Genomic DNA, 19,049 nt, shown 5'->3' with positions numbered 1-19,049 from the left:
GAGGCCTTCGGCGAGGGCGGGACGCTGCCCGTCCGCGCGCAGGCCGTCGAGCAGCACGGCGAGGTAGCGGCGCCAGAGTTCCGGCTTGCCGGGCGGGCTGAGGTCGATGACGGTGCGCAGCATCACCAGCATCGGTCCGATGTCGGTGGGAGAAGCGTCCGCGCGGACCACGGCGGCCTGCTGGGCGCGCTTGAAGAGCAGGACGACCGCGCCCTCGAATCGCCGCTGCACCTCGACGCTGGCGATGCCGTCGCTGGCGGACAGGTGGTGCAGTCCGCGATGGCGGGCCTGGGAGGCGACGACGGTCTCGAAGAAGCCGGCGAAGCCCGCCCAGGGATCTGCAATGGCGAGCGCCGCTTCCGCATCGGCGGCCAGTTGCTGCATGGCGCCCTCCAGCACTTCCGAGGCCAGCGCCTGCTTGTTCGGGAAGTGCCGGTAGGCGGTGCCGACGCCCACGCCGGCATGGCGGGCCACGTCGTCCAACGTGGCGGACAGGCCCCGTTCGGCGAACACCACATGCGCGGCGGCCAGCAACCGCTCGCGGTTCTGGGCGGCGTCGCTGCGCAGGCGCTTGGCGGGTGCCTCAGGCGGCGCAGGCGCGGCTGTCGCGGCAGGGTCTGACTTCTTCATGCGACTTTCCATTCGAGGAGGCTGAGCGGCCTCCAAGGCATCCATTCAATAAACGGAGACTTTATCTCCGTTTAGTGTCGGATGCAAATGCGTGGGGTCGCCGGACGGCGCGGGATCGACGCTTGCCTCAAGGGCCAGGATCTATTCCCACTGCTTTGGAGTTCCGCATGGCCACCAAGAAGAAGTCCGTCCCGAAGGCTGGTCGCGTCGACGCCGCGCACGCGGCCACGACGCCGACCATCGACAAGTCCGTCAAGAACGGATCACAGGAGACGCAGCGCTTCGGCGAGGTCATCAAGATGCCGCACGGGCTGGCCGAGGCGGTCGTGAAGAAGAGCGTGGCCTCGTTGAACCAGGTGCTGGCCGACACCATCACGCTGCGCGACATGTACAAGAAGCATCACTGGCAGGTGGTCGGGCCGACCTTCAACCAGTTGCATCTGCTGTTCGACAAGCACTTCGAAGCGCAGGTCGAGCTGGTCGACCTGCTGGCCGAGCGCATCCAGATCCTCGGCGGCGTGTCGCTGGCGATGGCCGCGGACATCGCGGAAGAGACGCGCATCCCTCGCCCGCCCCGCGGCCGCGAGCCGGCGACGGTGCAGTTGAGCCGGCTCATCGAGGCGCACACGATGATCCTCACATACGCGCGCGAGCAGGCGGAGAAGGCCAGCGACGCCGGCGACTCCGGGACGGATGACCTGCTCGTCAGCGACGTCGTGCGGACCAACGAGCTGCAGGTGTGGTTCCTGTCGGAGCATCTGGTGGCGGCCTCGCCGATCTGACGGACGCTGAGGTGGTGACGCCGTGATCGTCGCCACCTGGAACGTCAACAACGTCCTGAAGCGACTTGATCAAGTGCTCGATTGGTTGGCGCGTCGCCAACCCGACGTCGTTGCGCTGCAGGAGCTGAAGACGCCCACAGAGGACTTCCCCATCGAGGCCCTCCGTGAGGCCGGCTACGACTCCCTCGTGGTCGGCCAGAAGACGTGGAACGGCGTCGCCCTGCTCGCTCGCGGGCACGCGCCATTGCCCGTGATGAAGGCGCTGCCCGGTTACGCGCGCGACAGGCAGGCCCGCTATGTCGAAGCCGCCATCAACGGCGTGCTGGTCGCCGCGATCTACCTGCCCAACGGCAACCCTGCGCCCGGCCCGAAGTTCGACTACAAGCTGGCGTGGTTCGAACGCATGCGTCAGCGCGCCGATGCCCTCTGGGGATCTGGTCATCCCACGGTGCTCCTGGGCGATTGGAACGTCGTCCCCACGGACGCCGACATCTACAAGCCGGACTCGTGGAGAGACAACGCGCTGCTCCAGCCGGAAGCGCGCGAGGCATTCGCGGCCATCCTGGAACAGGGCTGGACCGATGCGCTGAAGCGCGCGCATCCCAAGGACACGCCGTTCACGTTCTGGGACTACCGCCGCAAGCGCTGGGAGCGGGATGCGGGGCTGAGGATCGATCACATCCTGGTGAGTTCCGCATTCAAGGTCGTGGCAGCAGGCGTCGACCGCGAAGAGCGCGGGAAGGGCAGTCCGAGCGACCATGCGCCGGTGTGGGCGGACCTCCAGGCGGCGAGGTCGAACAAGAGGACGTCCAGCAAGGCGGCCGCTTCATCGGCCTGAGCAGATCAGGTCACGTCGGCTCGCGACACGCGCGACGCGATCAAGTCAGATGCTGCCGCAGCCACTCCGGCAACGGCACCGACTTCTGGATCGTCGCGTCCTGCCACACGGTCGTGGCACCGCCCGACGCATAGATGACGCCCGGCTCATCGAGCCGCTCCAGCGTGATCCACGTGTCGAAGCTCGATCGTCCTGGATTCGACACGTAGTGCTTCGCCAGGATCTCGCCCGGATAGGCGAGCTGCTTGTGGAAGTTGCAGAACGCGTTGACGATCACCGGTCCCTGGCCATCGGGGCTGGGCGGATGGCCGAGGCTGTCCAGCCACTCCACGCGCACGATCTCCAGGTAGCGGAAGTAGACCGTGTTGTTCACATGGCCCATCGCGTCCATGTCGCCCCAGCGGATCTGGATGCGCGTTTCGTGGACGAGCTTCTTGTCGTCGGGCAGTTCGAATCGCATGCGGCTGACCGTTCAGAGGAAGGTGAGGTCGTCGCACGCCGCCACGCGGCTGATGCGGGGGAAGATGTGCTCGAACGCGAAAGCGTTCATGGCCGTGGAGAACGCGGTGGTCGCATCGGAGACCACCACCACGTCATAGCCGTGCTCGTGAGCGCTCCGGACCGTCGACTCCACGCCCATGTTCGTGGCGATGCCGCCCACCACGACGGTCTTGATGCCGCGTCGGCGCAGCTCCAGATCCAGCGTCGTGCCATGGAAGCTCCCCCAATGGCGCTTGGTCACGACGACGTCTTCGGCCGGCAACGGCTCGTCGGGGAACTGCGAGAAATCGGCAGGACGCGCTGATGACGACGGCTGATCCACGAGTCCCGATGGCGAGAGCCTGCCGTTGTCGCCGAAGTCGACCTTGACGCGGACGACCTGGCCGCCGGCGGCGCGGAGTCGCGATGCCAGCTGGAGGCCTCGATCAAAGACCTGCTGGCCGGTCCATGGCGCCAGCGACAGGCTCAGGATGCCTCGCTGCAGATCGACAAGCACCAACGCGGTGGTCTTGGCTGAGAGTTCAATCATCGGCTGTCTCCAGGTCGCTTCGTCACGACGCCGCCCTGCACCATTGGAATCGCTGTCCGCGTCCCATGCCAGTCATCCGTGCTTCAGTTGCGCGCGCAGCGGACGGAAGAACGCGCGGATCTCTGCGGCCAGTAGCTCGGGCTGTTCCAACGCCGCGAAATGCCCGCCACGCGGCATCACTTCCCATCGCTGCACGTCATAGGCGCGCTCCACCCACGAGCGCGGCGGCGTCGGCAGTTCCTTTGGGAACAGCGCCATGCCCATCGGCGGCGTGACGCGCTCGCCGGGCTCGAAGACATGCGGTCGCGCGCGGTTCTCCTTGTAGAGCCGCAGCGACGCCGTGATGCTGTCGTTGAACCAGTACAGCGAGATGTCGGTGAGCAACTCGTCCATAGCCACGACGCTCTCAAGGTCGCCGCCGCAGTCGCTCCACGAGCGGAACTTCTCGGCGATCCACGCCGCCAGGCCCACCGGCGAGTCCGCCAGCGAATACGCCAGCGTCTGCGGCTTGGTGCCCTGCAGCGCCGCGTAGGCGCCCTCCTCCGCGTACCAGCCGGCCGCCATCGTCTGGAAGGCGCGTTCCTCATCCGTGACAGGCGCGTGCTGCTCATCGACATGTGGCCGGAAGCCGCCGGGGATGTAGTTCAGGTGAATGCCGGCGACGTCCTCCGGGAAGCGCCGCGCGAGCCACGTTGACACGCCCGCGCCGATGTCGCCGCCCTGCGCGCCGAAGCGCCCGTAGCCGAGACCCTGCATCAGGCCGTGCCACAGGCCGGCGATCTCGCGCGATCCAACGCCCGTCGTCGTCGGCGCAGGAGAGAAACCGTAACCCGGCAGCGACGGCACGACCACGTCGAAGGCATCCGCGGGATCGCCGCCGTGCGCGGCCGGATCGGTGAGCAAGCCGATGATGTGCGTCATCTCCACGACGGAGCCCGGCCAGCCATGCGTCAGCACCAGCGGGAAGGCATCCGTTGTCGCACTCTTCTGATGGATGAAGTGGACGTCGGCGCCGTCGACGCTCGCCATGAAGTGGCTGAACGTGTTGAGCTTGGCCTCCTGCTCCCGCCAGTCGAAGCGATCCCGCCAATGCGCGACGAGGCGCTGCATGAACGCCAGCGACGTGCCGTCCGCCCATCCGGCCTCGTCCAGCGACGCGGGCCAGCGCACCCGGGACAAGCGCTCGCGCAGGTCGCTCAGTCGCTCTTCGGGAACCTGGATCTTGAAGGGGACAACGCGCATGGGATCTCCGAGCCCTTACATCGGAAGGCAAGCGGAGATTGTGGCGCCAGGACCGGAATGGTCTGTCCCTGTGGGTCATTGGCTGGCTGCGCGAGGGCGCGCCGTTCGGCGACCAGCCTCGTGCGTTGCTGCAATCCGGTTTCGTCAAGCAGCCCGCTCAACGGCAGCAACGCGACGGCAAGAAGGCTCATCCCGCCTCCCAGCAAGTCCGTGCCGCACAGTTCAAATCGCTTCGACATCATCGCCTCCCTGGGAACAGGGGACCGGTCGCGAACTGCGTCGCTTGGACCGACCCCAACGGCAATGCCCGAGCAGTCATTCTGGATCGGTTTCCCCGGGCAGGGAAGCTCAGGGTTTGCCGCTAGCGCCCTGCCCTCCCATTCGTAGGAGCATCCTCCCGCGCCGCGCTCGGCCAGTTCAGGCGCATGTCCCCAAGGGAGGCCGCCATGATCCGTGCCCGGTCGACGCTCGCCGTCGCGCTTTCAATCCTCATTCCCCACGCCGCGACGCTCGCCGCGGACGCCACGCCGCCGCGCGAGCTGCGCCGCTTCCACGAGATCTTCAAGGAGCTCGTCGAGACCAACACGACGAACTCCTCCGGCAGTTGCACCGTCGCCGCCGAGGCGATGGCCAGGCGCCTCAAGCAGGCCGGCTACGCGGACGGCGACATGCAGGTGATCTTCCCGCCCGACGCGCCGACGAAGGGCAACCTCGTCGTCCGTCTCAAGGGCAGCGGCGAGAAACGTCCGCTGCTGCTGGTCGCGCACCTCGACGTCGTCGAAGCGAAACGCGAGGACTGGACCCGCGATCCCTTCAAGCTCATCGAGGAGAACGGCGTCTACTACGGCCGCGGCACCTCCGACGACAAGTCGCAGGTCGCCACGCATGTGAGCAACCTGATCCGCTACAAGGAAGAGAAACTCGTCCCCAAGCGCGACATCATCATGGCGCTCACCTGCGACGAGGAGATCATCCCGTCGAAGTGGGACGGCCTGGACTACCTGCTCAAGCACCACCGTCCGCTGATCGATGCTGAGCTTGCGCTCAACGAAGGCGGCGGCGGGACGCTCGACAAGGACGAGCGGCCGGTGTCGTACAGCCTGCAGATCGGCGAGAAGGTCTTCGTCGGCTACGAGCTCGAGGTGACGCACCCCGGCGGCCACAGCGCCGTGCCCGTGCGGGACAACGCGATCTACCGGCTCGCCGAAGGTCTGACGCGATTGGCGAAGTTCGACTTCCCCATCCAGTTCAACGACACGACCCGCGCCTACTTCGAACGCGTCGCGAAGCTCGACGCCAACAAGGACATCGCCGCGGACCTGCGCGGCCTGCTCGCGAAGCCGACCGACACCGCGGCGCTGGAACGCCTGTGGGCGAAGTCGCCGGTCTACAACTCGAGCGTGCGCACGACCTGCGTGGCGACGATGGTCGACGCCGGTCACGCGACCAACGCGCTGCCGCAACGGGCCCGCGCGACGGTGAACTGCCGCATCCTGCCGGGTCAATCGGCCGACGAGGTGCAGAGGACGCTGGTGAAAGTGATGGCCGATGAGCGCATCACCGTCCGCGCCACCAACGAGGCGCTGGCCTCGCCGCAGCCGCCGATGTCGCCGCTGGTGATCCAGGCCGTCGAAAGCACCGCCGCCGAGTTCTGGCCCGGCGTGCCGGTGATCCCGACGATGCTGGTCGCGACCACCGACGGCCGCTTCCTCAACAACGCCGGCATCTGGACCTACGGCGTCGGCACCTTCTCCGGCGTGGAGCCCAGCGGCGTGCACGGGCTCAACGAACACATCCGCGTGAAATCGCTGAACGACTTCCAGGAATTCATGTACCGGTTGGGGAAGAAACTCTCGTCATGACGCTGAAGCTCCCCGCCCGTCCGCACTTCGATCTCACGACGGTGCATCTGTTCATCGCCACGGCGGAACTCGGCAGCGTCACGCGCGCCGCGGAGCGCCTGCACATCGCGCCGGCCGCGGCCTCGCGGCGCATCGCCGAGCTGGAGGCGCAATTCGGCCTGCCGCTCTTCCTGCGGCGTCCGCACGGCATGGCGCTGACCGACGCCGGCCGCGCGATGCTGGCCCATGCCCGCAACATCACCCACACCGTGCTGCGCATGCAGGACGACGCCGCGTCCTTCGTCGGCGGCGCGCAGGGCGTGGTGCGGCTCGCGGCGCCGAAGTCGGCCGTCCTGCAGTTCGTCCCCGCCGACATCGAGCGCTGCGCCGCCGCCTGCCCCGGCGTGAGCATCGACCTGCAGGAGATGAACAGCCTCAACGTCCAGCAGGCGCTCACCCGCGGCACCGCCGACATCGGCATCTTCGAAGCCTCGCTCGGCGCCGTCGACCTGCCCACGATGCCGTATCGAGGCGACGAACTCGTGCTGGTCGCGCCGCGCGGTCATGCGCTGTTCGCACACGCCCCGGCCACGCTCGACAACATCCTTTCCTGCGACGTCATCGGGCTCGGCGAAGGCTCGGCCATCTCGGCCCTGCTGGAGAAACTCGCCAACGAGTCCGGCCGCCTGCTGCGCATGCGCATGCGGGTGGGCGGCTTCGACAGCATCGCGGCGTTGATCGCGCAGGGGCTCGGCGTCGGCGTGATGCCCAAGGCCGTCGCGAAGACCGTCGCGGGCGGCGCCCGCTTCCTGCGCGTGGAGATCCCCGAGCCCTGGGCGCAGCGCCAGTTCGTCCTGTGCTGCCGGCCCGCCGCCAGCCTGTCGCCGGCGGCCGTCAGCGTCGCCGAGGTCTTCGCGCGTACGAATTTCGCGAAACCTGGTCCGCCGAATTAGCGATGGCCGGCGGCCCCCTCGTTGCTCAATAGTCGTCCCCACGGATCCCCCACGGATCGCGACGACACCAACGACAACGACGGAGACAACGATGCGCCGCAGAACCTTCACCAGTGCCGGGATAGGCGCCCTCGCGCTGCCCGCGCTCACGCTCGCGCCCAGCCTTCTGCGCGCGGCACCGCTGCCTACCACCCCCGTGCGGATCATCGTCGGCTTCGCCGCCGGCGGCGGCACCGACGTGCTGGCGCGCGTGCTCGCGCAGAAGCTCAGCGTCATGTGGGGCACGCAGGTGCTGGTCGAGAACAAGCCCGGCGCCACCGGCGTCATCGCCGCCGACTACGTCGCCAAGCAGCCGGCCGACGGCACCACCCTGCTGATGGCCCATGTCAACAGCAACGCCATCGCGCCGGCGCTGATGACCAACGTCAAGTACGACCCGCGCCGCGACTTCTCCCCCATCGTCATGGTCGGCGTCACGCCCAACGTGCTCACCTGCGTGGACACGCAGAAGGTGCGCACGGTGCCGGAGATCGTCGAGCTCTGCCGCAGCAAGCCCGGGCAGGTGTCATTCGGCTCGTCGGGCATCGGCTCGGCGCAACACCTGGCCCTCGAGATGTTCATGCTCGCCACCAAGGTCAAGGCCACGCACGTGCCCTACAAGGGCTCGTCCGCGCTGCTGGTCGACCTGATGGGCGGCCAGATCGACTTCGCCTTCGACACGATGACCGCGGCCACGCCCTTCATCAAGCAGGGCAAGGTCACCGCGATCGCGCAGACACGCATCAAGCGGGCCAGGAGCTACCCCAACGTCCCCACGCTGGCCGAGTCCGGCTGCCCCGGTCTGGACGCCGCATCGTGGTACGGCTTGGTCGGTCCGAAGGGCATGCCCGCGGAGATGGTCCAGCGCATGAACCAGGACGTGAACAAGGTGCTCGCGCTGCCCGAGATCGCCGCGAAGCTCGATGAATTCGGCGCGGAAGACGCCGGAGGCAGCAGCGAGAAGTTCGGCGCCTACATCCAGGCCGAATGCACGAAGTGGGCGAAGGTCGTGAAGGACGCGAACGTCCGCGTCGACGCTTGAAGGGAGTACCGATGACCGCATCGACTGAATCGACCGCATCGACCGGATCCGCGCGGCCGCTGCCGCTCAAGGGCGTGCGCGTCCTCGACATCACCCAGGTCATGGCCGGCCCGTATGCCTGCATGCTGCTGGCCGACCTCGGCGCCGACGTCGTGAAGATCGAGCCGCCCGAAGGCGACCAGACCCGCGGCGCGATGGGTTTCAAGATGAAGGGGCCCGACAGCATGGGCTTCCTCAACATGAATCGGAACAAGCGCAGCGTGACGCTCGATCTGAAGACCGAGGCCGGCAAGGAAGTGCTGCGCCGCATGGTCAAGGACGCCGACATCCTGCTGGAGAACTACCGCCCCGGCGCGATGAAGCGCCTGGGCATGGACTACGAGACGCTCAGCGCGATCAATCCGGCGCTGGTGTACGTGAGCATCTCGGGCTTCGGCCAGTCGGGGCCGTGGGCGGAGCGACCCGGCTTCGACCTGATGGCGCAGGCGATGTCGGGCGTGATGAGCGTGACCGGGTATGCCGACGGTCCGCCGGTGAAGGCCGGCGTGCCGGTGGCCGACATCGGCTGCGCGCTGTTCGCGGTCTACGGCGCGCTGTCCGCGTACATCGGCGCGAAGGCCACCGGGCGCGGGCAGTACGTGGACGCGTCGCTGTTCGACTCGGCGCTGGCGTTCTCGATCTGGGACACCTGCGAGTACTGGGGCACCGGCCGCGAACCGACGCCGCTGGGCACGTCCAACCGCATGAGCGCGCCGTACCAGGCGGTGAAGGCCTCGGATGGCTACTTCGTGATGGGCGCGACGAATCAGAAGTTGTGGACGAAGCTCTGCACGCTGCTGGAGCGGCCCGACCTGCTGGCCGAGGAGCGCTTCGGCTCCGTGGCCTTGCGGCTCGCGAATCGCGAGGCGCTCATCGAGTCGCTGGAGCGCAGCTTCGTGGAGGACACCACCGAGCACTGGATCGACCGGATGCTGGCGGCGGGCATCCCGGCGGGGCCGATCCTGACGTATCCGCAGGCGTTCAACAGCGAGCACGGCAAGCATCGCCAGATGCGCATCGAGATCGAACACCCGAACGAAGGCAGCGTGCCCAACATCGGCTTCGCGGTGAAGCTGCTGGGCACGCCGCAGGAAGTGCGTCATCCACCGCCGCTGCTGGGGCAGCACATCGACGAGGTGATGGCGGAGTACGGCATCGGAGCGGCGGAGCTGCGCGCGCTGGCGGAGGCCGGCGCGTTCGGCGAGAAGCGCGTGAAGGCGAACGCATGAGCGAGGGCACAAGCCAAGGCGCCACCCGACTGAGCCGCGAGGGCGCGATCGCCACGATCATCTTCGATCGGCCCGAGGCGCGCAATGCGATGACCTGGGAGATGTACGGGCAGTTGGCCGCGCACTGCGAGGCGCTGGCGCGCGATCGTGAGATCCGCGTCGTGGTGTTCCGCGGCGCGGGCGGTCAGGCCTTCGTCGCGGGCACGGACATCGCGCAGTTCCTCGCCTTCCGCGACGGCGAGCTCGGCGGCGACGACGGCGTCGCCTACGAGCGGCGCATCGACAGCGGCATCCAGCTCGTCGAGCAACTACCGATGCCAACGGTCGCGGTGATCGAAGGCTGGGCGGTCGGCGGCGGTCTCGCGATCGCGACGGCCTGCGACTTCCGCATCGCGACGACGGATGCGAAGTTCGCCGTGCCCATCGCGCGTACGCTGGGCAACACCTTGTCGGCGGCCAACATCGCGCGGCTGCAGGCCGCGTGGGGAACGCAGCGGGTGCGGCGCATGCTGCTGCTGGCTGAATCGATGCTCGCGGATGAAGCGCTCTCGTGCGGCTATCTGCATGCGGTCTGCGCCGCCGAGGAGCTGGACGCGGCGAAGGACGCGCTCTGCGACAAGTTGAGCCCGCTCGCACCGGTGACGCAATCGGCCAGCAAGGAGATCCTGCGTCGCCTCACCTCGAGCAACCTGCCCGACGTCGACGACCTGATCCGGCAGTGCTATGGCAGCGCGGACTTCCGCGAAGGCGTGGGGGCGTTCACGGAGCGGCGGAAGCCGGTGTGGCGCGGGGAACAGCCTCCGCCATCAACCACGCCTTGAACGCCGCCACCTTCGGCAAGCTCGCGCACTCGGAGCGATAGACGACGAAGTAGGCCAGCTCCGACTCGACGGAGATCTTCGGGAACAGCCGCACCAGGCGGCCGGCATCGAGGTCGTCGCGCGCCATCACGCTGCGCGCGAGTGCGACACCCTGTCCGTCGATCGCCGCCTGCAGCACGGCGGCGGAGCTGTTGATCTTCATGCCGCGTTTGGCGGACACCTCGGTCGCCCCTGCCGCGCGCAGCCAGGCACCCCAGGAAGGAAAGCCGGCATCGGCATCCATCGACAGGTCGTGGATCAGGGTCTCGTTGGCGAGGTCGGCAGGCTTGCGCAGTCGGCCCCGGTCGCGCGACAGCGTCGGGGAACACACCGGGAACACGTCCTCGTCCATCAGGTGCTCGGCGGAGAGCCCGGGCCACGTACCCTTGCCGTAGCGCACGCCGACATCGATCCGCTGCGCGGCGAAATCCACCGGCTTCAGGCTCGTGTCCAGCCGGACATCCAGATCCGGCCACGCCGTCTGGAAGCGATCGATGCGCGGCAGCAGCCATTTCGACGCGAAGGCCGGGCTGACCGTGACGGTCAGCACGCCACCCGTCGTGTCTTCCTTGAGCCGCGCCAGACCGGACGCCAGTCGCTCCAGTCCCGTCCGGATGTCGGGCAGCGCGCGCTCCGCGGTTTCGGTGGGAACGAGACGCGCGCGCCCCGCGCTGCCCCGCACGAACAGCGGCGTACCGAGCCAGTCTTCCAGCGTCCGCACCAGTTGGCCCACGGCTGCCGGCGTGACGTGGAGTTCCTCCGCAGCGGCGGAGAAGCTTTGGAACCGGGCGCTGGCCTCGAAGGCGCGCAGCGCGTTCAGGTGGACGAGGGACTTCATCACGGAGAAGTTTTTCTATCAGTGGCGGACACTTTATCTGGTTTGCCCTCGGAATCTGTTGATTGAAGAATTCTCTCCAGGCGCGGTCGGCCAAGCTTTTCTTCTCCGCCCGCTTCGTTCAAACGTACCCGCCGGCGCGCGGGTGGAGAGACTTCAAATGGATCAATCGTTCAAGGGCAGGAAGCTGCTGGTCGTCGGCGGCACCAGCGGCATGGGACTGGAGACGGCGCGGCTCGTACTCGCCGGTGGCGGCAGCGCTGTGATCGTCGGCCATCGGGCGGACAAGACGGAAGCCGCTCGGCAGGAGTTGGCGAAAGCGGGAGCGGTGGTCGCGTTGACGGCGGACCTCACCAGCGACGAAGGCCGCGCCGCGTTGATCGCGGCCATCGACGCCCAGCATCGGGATATCGACCTGCTCGTCAACGCCGCGGGGGTCTTCTTCCCGAAGCCCTTCCTCGAGCACGGCGACGCCGACTACGACCAGTACATGGCGCTGAACAAGGCGTTCTTCTTCATCACGCAGAAGGTCGCCGCCAACCTGGTCGCCGCGGGGCGTCCCGGTGCGATCGTCAACATCGGCTCGATGTGGGCCAAGCAGGCCATCGCGGCGACGCCGTCGTCGGCGTACTCGATGGCCAAGGCCGGGTTGCATGCGCTCACGCAGCATCTGGCGATGGAGCTCGCGTCCAAGGGCATCCGCGTCAATGCGGTGTCCCCGGCCGTCGTGCAGACGCCGATCTATGAAGGCTTCATCCCCAAGGACGAGGTCCACGGCGCGCTGCAGGGCTTCAACGCTTTCCATCCGATCGGGCGCATCGGGACGCCGCAGGATGTGGCCGAAACGGTCACCTTCCTGCTGTCCGACAAGGCCAGCTGGGTCACCGGCGCGGTGTGGGATGTCGACGGCGGAGTGATGGCAGGAAGGAACTGAGGTCAGTCGGAAATACCCAGCTCCGACTGGATGCGAGCGACTATCGCCTTCAGTTGATCGACCTCGGCGCGCAGCGCGGCGATCTCTTCGTCGCGCGCGCTGTTCGAGGACGAGCTTGAGCCGCCACCCGACGAGGAGGCGGACGGCACGTAGACCGGCACCGCCGGTTCACCGCTCAACAGGTGCGCCCATCGCGCCTCGCGCGCGCCGGGCGCCTTCGCCAGCTTCACCGCCAGCGCGGGCTCGCGCGCCGCGAGTTCGTCGAGGAATCCCTCCACCGACGACACGTCCGCGAAACGATGCAGGCGTTCGCAGTTCAAGCGCAGTTCCGCCGAAGTCTGCGGGCCGCGCAGGATGAGCACCGCCAGCAGCGCCTCCGCCTGCCCCGGCACTCCCAGCACCCGCTTCATGTTGTGCTCGAACCGCGCCACGCGGCTGCCGCTGACCGTGTTGACCAGGCTCATCGCCTTCAGCTCGTCCAGCACCGCGGCCACGTCCGACTCGCTCGCGTTCATCACCGGATCGCGCGCGGTCTTCTGGTTCACGCCCAGGGTCAGGCTGTTCAGCGACATCGGGTAGCTGTCCGGCACCGTGGACTCCTTCTCCACCAGCACCGCCAGCACGCGCGCTTCCAGCGCGCTCAGTTCTCTCACAGCCATCGGCTCGCTTCTTTCCTCAAACTCCGAATCCGTCGTCCGCCTGGATGATCGCGCCGTTGATGAAGCGACTTTCCTTCGCGCACAGCATCAGCAAGGTCGTGTCCAGGTCCTGCGGCGTGCCCACGCGCTTGCGCGGCAGCAGCTCCACCAGCTTGCGTCCCTGGTCGGTCTGCCAGTGGTGGTGGTTGATCTCCGTGTCGATGTAGCCGGGGCAGATGGCGTTGACGTTGATGTCGTACTTGCCCCACTCCAGCGCCATCGCCTTGGTCATGTGCACGACCGCCGCCTTGCTCATCGCATAGACGCCGATCTGCGACAGCACCCGCAACCCCGCCATCGACGCGATGTTGACGATGCGGCCGCCCGTGTAGGTGCCCGGCGCCGCGCCGCGCGCCCGCGCCAGCATGCGCTTGCCGACTTCCTGCGCGACGAAGAACGCGCCGCGCACGTTCGTGTCCATCACGAAGTCGAAATCCTCCGGCGACACGTCGACCAGACGCTGCGTCGTGCTGACGCCGGAGTTGTTGATCAGGATGTCCAGCGTGCCGACCTCCGTCTCCGCCCGCGCCACCGCCGCGGCGATGCTCTCCAGGTCGGTGACGTCCATCTGCACCACGTGCGCGTCGCCGCCGCCGGCCTCGATCTCCGCGCGCAGGTCCTTCAGGCGGTCCACGCGTCTGGCCGCCAGCACCACGCAGGCGCCCGACTTCGCCAAGGTCCTGGCGAACTGCGCGCCCAATCCGCTGGACGCGCCCGTGACGAGGGCCACGCGGCCCTCCAGATCGATGCTGTAGCTCATGGCAAGGTCTCTCGCAAAACTTCTCGTGTGACCGGACAGGTGCCGGTCACGATAGCACGCAAGACCCGCCCCACGATGACGCCGCCATCCGTCGGCGTCTACCGGAGATCAGCCGGCGTCAGCCGACCATCGGCGAACCATCAGCCGGCCATCACCGTCTCGATCTCCGTCTTCACCTGCGTCATCAATTTGTGCACCGGGCACTTGTCCGCCACCGCCAGCAGCTGCTGACGTTCCTCGTCGCTCAGGGTGCCGACGAAGGTCAGCGAGGCCTTCAGCTTGTAGAGCCCCTGGCGCTCCTGCGAGCGGTCGCTCTCCACGTCCACCAGCACGTCCTCCAGCGCCATGCCCTTGCGCCGCGCGTACCAGAGCACCGTCAGCGCCTTGCACGACGCCAGCGCGGCGTCGTAGAGCTCGTGCGCGTCGGGGCCGGCGTCCTCGCCGCCGCCGTCGACCGGCTGGTCGGCCGTCAGCACGTGATTGCGGATGCTCACCGTCTGGCGCATCGGGCCGGTCTTGTCGCGTTGAACGTGAATGCTCATGGGGTCCTCGGTTCGAAGGCTTGAAAGATGAATCGCTTCGCAGCCATGGTACGGCGCGTGCCCCTGGCGAAGGAGCCCCATTCGGGTCGTCCCGGATGAAGCTCGCGCTATCGACACCCCTCTCTATTTCATAAATAGCACGACCGTTCTTTTTTCCGTTCACGCGGCTAGAATGCGCCGCAAACCGCCCCAGCCAGACAGCGAGCCGGCCCTGCCGCCTCGCCGGTGCACGGCCAGGACTCCGACTAGAACGAGCAAGGATGACCATGACCTCCGAAGAACTCATCGCCCAGTACGGTCCGCGCGACAGCATGGACTACGACGTGGTTGTCGTCGGCGGCGGTCCGGCCGGCCTCGCGACCGCGATCCGCCTGAAGCAGATCGCCGCGGAGAAGGGCCAGGAGATCTCGGTGGTGGTGCTCGAGAAGGGCTCGGAGGCCGGCGCGCACATCCTGTCCGGCGCGGTCATGGATCCGCGCGCGATCACCGAACTGTTCCCCAACTGGAAGGAACTCGGCGCACCGCTGGGCCAGCCGGTCACCGGCGACGAGGTGCTGTTCCTGTCCGAATCGGGCGCCCAGGCCACGCCGCAGTTCTTCATCCCGCGCTGCTTCCACAACCACGGCAACTACGTCATCTCGCTGGGCAACGTCACGAAGTGGCTGGCGCAGCAGGCCGAGGCGCTGGGCGTGGAGATCTTCGCCGGCTTCGCCGCCGCCGAGATCGTCTACGACGAGCAGGGCCGCGTGAAGGGCGTCGCCACGGGCAACGTGGGTCTGGGCAAGGACGGCGAGCCGCATGAGGGCTTCCAGCTCGGCATGGAGCTGCACGGCAAGTACACGATCTTCGCGGAAGGCGCGCGCGGCCACCTGGGCAAGCAGCTGATCGCGAAGTTCCAGCTCGACGCCGGCAAGGATCCGCAGACCTACGGCATCGGCATCAAGGAACTGTGGGAAGTGCCGGCCGACAAGGCGAAGCCCGGCCTGGTGGTGCACACCGCCGGCTGGCCGCTGGACAACGCGACCTACGGCGGCGGCTTCCTGTACCACCTCGAGGGCAACAAGGTGACGCTGGGCTTCGTGGTCGGCCTGGACTACCAGAACCCGTGGATGTCGCCGTTCGAGGAGATGCAGCGCTGGAAGACGCATCCCTCGATCCGCAAGCACATCGAGGGCGGCAAGCGCCTGGGCTACGGCGCGCGCGCGATCACCGCCGGCGGGCTGCTGAGCCTGCCCAAGCAGGTGTTCCCGGGCGGCGCGCTGGTCGGCGACGACGCGGGCTACCTGAACGCCGCGCGCATCAAGGGCAGCCATGCCGCGATCAAGTCCGGGATGATGTGCGCCGACGCGATCGCCGAGGCGCTGGCCGCCGGCCGTTCGTTCGACGAGTTGAGCGCCTACCCGGCCGCGTTCGAGAAGAGCTGGCTGCGCGAGGAGCTGGATCAGTCGCGCAACTTCAAGGCCTGGTTCAAGAAGGGCACGATCGTCGGTTCGCTGATGACGGGGATCGAGCAATGGCTGCTGCCCAAGCTCGGCATCAAGACGCCGCCGTGGACGCTGCACCGCGACAAGCCCGATCACGTCTTCCTGCGCCCCGCGTCGGAGATGCCGAAGATCGAGTATCCGAAGCCCGACGGCAAGCTGACCTTCGACCGGCTCTCGTCGGTGTTCGTGTCCAACACGAACCATGAAGAGAACCAGCCGGCCCACCTGACGCTGAAGAACGACGGCGTGCCGGTGCAGGTCAACCTGGCGAAGTACGCGGGTCCCGAGGCCCGCTACTGCCCAGCCGGCGTCTACGAGTTCGTCGGCGATGCGGGATCGCAGCGGCTGCAGATCAACGCGCAGAACTGCGTGCACTGCAAGACCTGCGACATCAAGGACCCGACGCAGAACATCGTCTGGGTCACGCCGGAAGGCGGCGGCGGTCCGAACTACGTGAGCATGTGATCGGCGGCGGCCCCAACGCCGCCCTCGCCCCACAAAGAGAAGGCCCGCTTGCAGCGGGCCTTCGCGCTTCTGGTCGACGCCTTGTCAGGTCAGGATCGAATCCGATCGTTTTCGCCAGGGTCTTTTCGCCCGTCCAGTCGTCGTTGCCGCCACGTCACGATCAAGGCTTCAAGGACGAGCACGGCACACCCGATGCCGCTCACCGCGAAGAAGACTCGCGGGTTCCTGCCCTCAAACAGCGCCCAGGTCACAAACGCGTTGGCGAAGATCACCCAAGCGCAACGGAGTGGAAGCGTCTTCCAAAGTCGCTTGGGTGAACGATCCCGAACCTTGCCTGCCATGCGCCTTGTCCTTGCTGATTGCGAGGCGCAAGACTACGAAGCCGTCCGTTGAAGATCACTGACCCATACTTGCTGGGCGTGTTCGGGAAATTCCCAGATGGCAGATCGGGCGTGATCAGGCAAGACCTGACCCCGTGAACGATCCCGCGTTCAGCGCGGCGCCAGCTCCCGCACCCATCTCGCGAGGATCTGCTCCTCCAGCGAGCCGTGGTGCTCCTGGTGCGCCAGGATGCGCTCGCGTTCGGCGGCGCTGCGGTTCTGGCTGATCTTGGCTTTCATGGTCCAGCGATCGACCGGCACGCGGAAGCCGACGATCGCGCCCAGCATCTTGCGTTGGAAGTCCTCCGGCAAGCCACGCCACGTCGCGGCGTAGTCGGGCTCCTGCGTCGCGATGAGGCGCTTGAGCAGCGCGTCCTTGGCGTGCTCCTCGTCGATGATCTGCACGCGGCCATGGACCTGCAGGGTCAGGTAGTTCCACGTCGGCACCGACAGCGGCGTGTCGTAGTGGCTCGGCGAGATGTAGGCGCCCGGACCGTTGAACTGCACGAGCACTTCGCCGAGCTCCGGCGACTTCAACGCGGCCACATGGGGGTTCGCGCGCGCTAGGTGGCCTTCGAGCCACCAGCCCGAGCCGTCCGCCGAATCGGCGGCATCGGTCGGCGCACCCCAGATCATCGGCACCGGCGTCGCCGACAGGCCGTGCGTCGGATCGATCAGCATCAGCGTGGCCAGCGGATGCTCCTGGATCATCAGCCGGGCATGCGACAGGTCCGGCAGATCGAAATGCTTGGGCGTGTACATGCGATGACTTTAGGACACATCACCGAGAGGCCGCTGAAAGTTTTCCTGACCCACTGCAGTAGTCTGGAATGCACCTCCTGGCCCAGAAATGCAAAAACCCCCGCAACTTGCGCTGCGGGGGTTTGCATCTGGTTGGCGGAGACGGAGGGATTCGAACCCTCGATGCAGGTTTTGCCCACATACTCCCTTAGCAGGGGAGCACCTTCGGCCACTCGGTCACGTCTCCAACCGGAGAAGCAGCGACTATAGCATGGCTTTTTGACCCCTCGACCAAAACTCCGGTCGATTCAGCCGCTCGCCGCGCGACAGTCGCGCTCCGGATTTCAGGCCTCGATGTCCTGGTCCAGATCGAACGCGCGATGCAGCGCGCGCACCGCCAGCTCCATGTACTTCTCGTCGATGACCACGGAGGTCTTGATCTCGCTGGTCGTGATCATCTGGATGTTGATGCCCTCTTCCGACAGCGAGCGGAACATCTTGGACGCCACGCCCACGTGCGAGCGCATGCCGATGCCCACGATGGACACCTTGCAGATGCGCTGGTCGCCGGTCACCTTGGCGGCCTGCACCGCCGGCCCGACGACCTTCTCCAGCAGCTCCATCGCGCGCTGGTAGTCGTTGCGGTGCACCGTGAACGAGAAGTCGGTCTTCCCGTCCTGTGACACGTTCTGGATGATCACGTCGACGTCGATGTTGGCGTCGGCCACCGGGCCCAGGATCTGGAACGCGATACCCGGCTTGTCCGGCACGCCCAGCAGCGTCACCTTGGCCTCGTCGCGGTTGAAGGCAATGCCGGAGACGACGGCTTGTTCCATTTGTTCGTCCTCTTCAAAAGTGATCAGGGTGCCGGACTTGGCTTCTTCTTCGATGTCGATGTCCCAGGGCGTGAAGCTGCTCAGCACGCGCATCGGGACCCGGTACTTGCCCGCGAATTCCACCGAGCGGATCTGCAGCACCTTGGAGCCGAGCGAGGCCATCTCCAGCATCTCCTCGAAGCTGATGGTGCTCATGCGGCGCGCTTCGGGCACGACGCGCGGATCGGTCGTGTAGACGCCGTCGACGTCGGTGTAGATCAGGCACTCGTCGGCCTTGATCGCCGCGGCGATCGCCACCGCCGAGGTGTCCGAGCCGCCGCGTCCCAGCGTCGTGATGTTGCGGTCCTCGTCCACGCCCTGGAAGCCGGTGATGACGACCACGCGGCCGGCGTCGAGGTCGGCCTTGACCTTCGCGTCGTCGATGCTCTCGATGCGGGCCTTGGTGTAGGAGTTGTCGGTCGACACGCCGACCTGCCAGCCGGTGTAGCTGACGGCGTCCATGCCCTCGGCCTGCAGCGCGATCGCCAGCAGGCCGACGGAGACCTGCTCGCCGGTGGCGGCGATGGCGTCCAGTTCACGCAGCAGCGCGGGCGTGTGCTTGCCAGGCGACAGCTCCTTGGCCAGGCCCAGTAGGCGGTTGGTTTCGCCGCTCATGGCCGAGGGCACGACCACCATCTGGTGGCCGGCACGCACCCATTTGGCGACGCGCTTGGCGACGTTGCGGATGAGGTCCGTGGAACCCATCGAGGTGCCACCGTATTTGTGGACGATCAGAGCCATGAGATTGACGAAGGCTGATGACGGAGCCGCCGGGACGGCATGCTCGCAAACCCCTGATTTTATGCGCCG

The 19,049-nt window shown here is 67.1% G+C and carries 20 protein-coding genes and 1 tRNA gene; 9 read left to right on the top strand and 12 right to left on the bottom strand.

The window, feature by feature from the left end; all coding sequences use genetic code 11:
- Positions 1-630, bottom strand: a 630-nt coding sequence (locus VF536_RS27260; protein ID WP_331618083.1) for a helix-turn-helix domain-containing protein, incomplete at its 3' end; no start/stop codon positions are given.
- 167 nt (positions 631-797) lie between these two features.
- On the opposite strand from VF536_RS27260, the gene VF536_RS27255 reads away from it, so the two are divergent.
- Positions 798-1,412 (top strand): DNA starvation/stationary phase protection protein, encoded by a 615-nt coding sequence (locus VF536_RS27255; protein ID WP_331618082.1) that lies wholly within the window; start codon positions 798-800, stop codon positions 1,410-1,412.
- A 22-nt stretch (positions 1,413-1,434) separates the two neighbouring features.
- Positions 1,435-2,250 (top strand): exodeoxyribonuclease III, encoded by an 816-nt coding sequence (locus VF536_RS27250; RefSeq protein ID WP_331618081.1) that lies wholly within the window; start codon positions 1,435-1,437, stop codon positions 2,248-2,250.
- Positions 2,251-2,290: 40 nt separating this feature from the next.
- Here the strand turns inward: VF536_RS27250 and VF536_RS27245 are convergent, their stop codons facing one another.
- The 3 genes from VF536_RS27245 to VF536_RS27235 all read right to left on the bottom strand — a co-directional run bounded on the left by VF536_RS27245 (position 2,291) and on the right by VF536_RS27235 (position 4,522).
- Complete coding sequence (locus tag VF536_RS27245; RefSeq protein ID WP_331618080.1) at positions 2,291-2,710, bottom strand: acyl-CoA thioesterase; 420 nt, start codon at positions 2,708-2,710, stop codon at positions 2,291-2,293.
- 12 nt (positions 2,711-2,722) lie between these two features.
- The gene (locus VF536_RS27240) at positions 2,723-3,280 is read right to left on the bottom strand and encodes an isochorismatase family protein (RefSeq protein WP_331618079.1); all 558 of its coding nucleotides are present in this window, start codon (positions 3,278-3,280) and stop codon (positions 2,723-2,725) included.
- 72 nt (positions 3,281-3,352) lie between these two features.
- Positions 3,353-4,522 (bottom strand): epoxide hydrolase family protein, encoded by a 1,170-nt coding sequence (locus tag VF536_RS27235; protein ID WP_331618078.1) that lies wholly within the window; start codon positions 4,520-4,522, stop codon positions 3,353-3,355.
- Between the two features lie 446 nt (positions 4,523-4,968).
- Between VF536_RS27235 and VF536_RS27230 the strand changes: the two genes are divergently transcribed.
- The 5 genes from VF536_RS27230 (at position 4,969) to VF536_RS27210 (ending at position 10,486) form a co-directional block, all read left to right on the top strand.
- A complete protein-coding gene (locus VF536_RS27230; protein ID WP_331618077.1) occupies positions 4,969-6,384 on the top strand; it encodes a M20/M25/M40 family metallo-hydrolase in 1,416 nt (471 codons plus the stop codon).
- Positions 6,381-7,316 carry a LysR family transcriptional regulator gene (locus tag VF536_RS27225; protein ID WP_331618076.1) on the top strand — a complete coding sequence of 312 codons (936 nt, stop codon included), beginning with the start codon at positions 6,381-6,383 and terminating at the stop codon, positions 7,314-7,316. The genes VF536_RS27230 and VF536_RS27225 overlap by 4 nt, the downstream gene beginning before the upstream one ends.
- Positions 7,317-7,407: 91 nt before the next feature.
- A complete protein-coding gene (locus VF536_RS27220) occupies positions 7,408-8,397 on the top strand; it encodes a tripartite tricarboxylate transporter substrate binding protein (RefSeq protein ID WP_331618075.1) in 990 nt (329 codons plus the stop codon).
- An 11-nt stretch (positions 8,398-8,408) separates the two neighbouring features.
- Positions 8,409-9,665 (top strand): CoA transferase, encoded by a 1,257-nt coding sequence (locus tag VF536_RS27215; protein ID WP_331618074.1) that lies wholly within the window; start codon positions 8,409-8,411, stop codon positions 9,663-9,665.
- Entirely contained in the window at positions 9,662-10,486 is an 825-nt protein-coding gene (locus tag VF536_RS27210) for an enoyl-CoA hydratase/isomerase family protein (RefSeq protein WP_331618073.1), read from the top strand. Before VF536_RS27215 ends, VF536_RS27210 begins: the two co-directional genes overlap by 4 nt.
- Here the strand turns inward: VF536_RS27210 and gcvA are convergent.
- Positions 10,425-11,363, bottom strand: a complete 939-nt coding sequence (gcvA, locus tag VF536_RS27205) for a transcriptional regulator GcvA (protein ID WP_331618072.1) — start codon at positions 11,361-11,363, stop codon at positions 10,425-10,427. The two genes, VF536_RS27210 and gcvA, sit on opposite strands and share 62 nt — an antisense overlap.
- A gap of 157 nt (positions 11,364-11,520) precedes the next feature.
- On the opposite strand from gcvA, the gene VF536_RS27200 reads away from it, so the two are divergent.
- Positions 11,521-12,294, top strand: a complete 774-nt coding sequence (locus tag VF536_RS27200) for an SDR family oxidoreductase (protein WP_331618071.1) — start codon at positions 11,521-11,523, stop codon at positions 12,292-12,294.
- Positions 12,295-12,296: 2 nt separating this feature from the next.
- Here VF536_RS27200 and VF536_RS27195 read toward each other — a convergent pair whose 3' ends face one another.
- The 3 genes from VF536_RS27195 to VF536_RS27185 form a co-directional block, all read right to left on the bottom strand.
- Positions 12,297-12,953 carry a YceH family protein gene (locus VF536_RS27195; protein ID WP_331618070.1) on the bottom strand — a complete coding sequence of 219 codons (657 nt, stop codon included), beginning with the start codon at positions 12,951-12,953 and terminating at the stop codon, positions 12,297-12,299.
- A 16-nt stretch (positions 12,954-12,969) separates the two neighbouring features.
- Positions 12,970-13,752, bottom strand: coding sequence for an SDR family oxidoreductase (locus VF536_RS27190; protein WP_331618069.1), 783 nt, complete (start codon positions 13,750-13,752; stop codon positions 12,970-12,972).
- Positions 13,753-13,892: 140 nt separating this feature from the next.
- Positions 13,893-14,294, bottom strand: coding sequence for an OsmC family protein (locus VF536_RS27185; protein ID WP_331618068.1), 402 nt, complete (start codon positions 14,292-14,294; stop codon positions 13,893-13,895).
- Between the two features lie 260 nt (positions 14,295-14,554).
- Here VF536_RS27185 and VF536_RS27180 point away from each other — a divergent pair, with 260 nt between their 5' ends.
- Positions 14,555-16,243 (top strand): 4Fe-4S dicluster domain-containing protein, encoded by a 1,689-nt coding sequence (locus tag VF536_RS27180; protein ID WP_414710457.1) that lies wholly within the window; start codon positions 14,555-14,557, stop codon positions 16,241-16,243.
- 89 nt (positions 16,244-16,332) lie between these two features.
- On the opposite strand, the gene VF536_RS27175 is transcribed toward VF536_RS27180, so the two are convergent.
- From VF536_RS27175 to VF536_RS27160, 4 genes are all read right to left on the bottom strand, one after another.
- Positions 16,333-16,584, bottom strand: a complete 252-nt coding sequence (locus VF536_RS27175) for a hypothetical protein (RefSeq protein WP_331618067.1) — start codon at positions 16,582-16,584, stop codon at positions 16,333-16,335.
- Between the two features lie 150 nt (positions 16,585-16,734).
- A complete protein-coding gene (locus VF536_RS27170; RefSeq protein ID WP_331618066.1) occupies positions 16,735-17,385 on the bottom strand; it encodes an FMN-binding negative transcriptional regulator in 651 nt (216 codons plus the stop codon).
- Between the two features lie 133 nt (positions 17,386-17,518).
- Positions 17,519-17,611 (bottom strand) — tRNA-Ser (locus tag VF536_RS27165).
- Between the two features lie 97 nt (positions 17,612-17,708).
- On the bottom strand, positions 17,709-18,980 hold the full coding sequence (locus VF536_RS27160) for an aspartate kinase (protein WP_331618065.1): 1,272 nt from the start codon (positions 18,978-18,980) through the stop codon (positions 17,709-17,711).
- Positions 18,981-19,049 lie beyond the last annotated feature (69 nt).

The organism is Roseateles sp. (genome assembly GCF_036486225.1).
Lineage (GTDB): Bacteria > Pseudomonadota > Gammaproteobacteria > Burkholderiales > Burkholderiaceae_C > Roseateles.
The sequence above is the reverse complement of the archived record's forward strand: the minus strand, read 5'-3'. Positions and strand labels throughout refer to the sequence as shown.

Excerpts from the sequence above, each read along its gene's own strand:
- VF536_RS27175 (WP_331618067.1), bottom strand. The coding sequence starts at position 16,584 with ATGGCAGGCAAGGTTCGGGATCGTTCACCCAAGCGACTTTGGAAGACG.
- VF536_RS27160 (WP_331618065.1), bottom strand. The coding sequence starts at position 18,980 with ATGGCTCTGATCGTCCACAAATACGGTGGCACCTCGATGGGTTCCACG.
- VF536_RS27190 (WP_331618069.1), bottom strand. The coding sequence starts at position 13,752 with ATGAGCTACAGCATCGATCTGGAGGGCCGCGTGGCCCTCGTCACGGGC.
- VF536_RS27185 (WP_331618068.1), bottom strand. The coding sequence starts at position 14,294 with ATGAGCATTCACGTTCAACGCGACAAGACCGGCCCGATGCGCCAGACG.
- VF536_RS27245 (WP_331618080.1), bottom strand. The coding sequence starts at position 2,710 with ATGCGATTCGAACTGCCCGACGACAAGAAGCTCGTCCACGAAACGCGC.
- VF536_RS27195 (WP_331618070.1), bottom strand. The coding sequence starts at position 12,953 with ATGGCTGTGAGAGAACTGAGCGCGCTGGAAGCGCGCGTGCTGGCGGTG.
- VF536_RS27180 (WP_414710457.1), top strand. The coding sequence starts at position 14,555 with ATGACCATGACCTCCGAAGAACTCATCGCCCAGTACGGTCCGCGCGAC.
- VF536_RS27225 (WP_331618076.1), top strand. The coding sequence starts at position 6,381 with ATGACGCTGAAGCTCCCCGCCCGTCCGCACTTCGATCTCACGACGGTG.
- VF536_RS27220 (WP_331618075.1), top strand. The coding sequence starts at position 7,408 with ATGCGCCGCAGAACCTTCACCAGTGCCGGGATAGGCGCCCTCGCGCTG.
- VF536_RS27240 (WP_331618079.1), bottom strand. The coding sequence starts at position 3,280 with ATGATTGAACTCTCAGCCAAGACCACCGCGTTGGTGCTTGTCGATCTG.
- VF536_RS27255 (WP_331618082.1), top strand. The coding sequence starts at position 798 with ATGGCCACCAAGAAGAAGTCCGTCCCGAAGGCTGGTCGCGTCGACGCC.
- VF536_RS27215 (WP_331618074.1), top strand. The coding sequence starts at position 8,409 with ATGACCGCATCGACTGAATCGACCGCATCGACCGGATCCGCGCGGCCG.
- VF536_RS27210 (WP_331618073.1), top strand. The coding sequence starts at position 9,662 with ATGAGCGAGGGCACAAGCCAAGGCGCCACCCGACTGAGCCGCGAGGGC.
- VF536_RS27235 (WP_331618078.1), bottom strand. The coding sequence starts at position 4,522 with ATGCGCGTTGTCCCCTTCAAGATCCAGGTTCCCGAAGAGCGACTGAGC.
- gcvA (WP_331618072.1), bottom strand. The coding sequence starts at position 11,363 with ATGAAGTCCCTCGTCCACCTGAACGCGCTGCGCGCCTTCGAGGCCAGC.
- VF536_RS27230 (WP_331618077.1), top strand. The coding sequence starts at position 4,969 with ATGATCCGTGCCCGGTCGACGCTCGCCGTCGCGCTTTCAATCCTCATT.
- VF536_RS27200 (WP_331618071.1), top strand. The coding sequence starts at position 11,521 with ATGGATCAATCGTTCAAGGGCAGGAAGCTGCTGGTCGTCGGCGGCACC.
- VF536_RS27170 (WP_331618066.1), bottom strand. The coding sequence starts at position 17,385 with ATGTACACGCCCAAGCATTTCGATCTGCCGGACCTGTCGCATGCCCGG.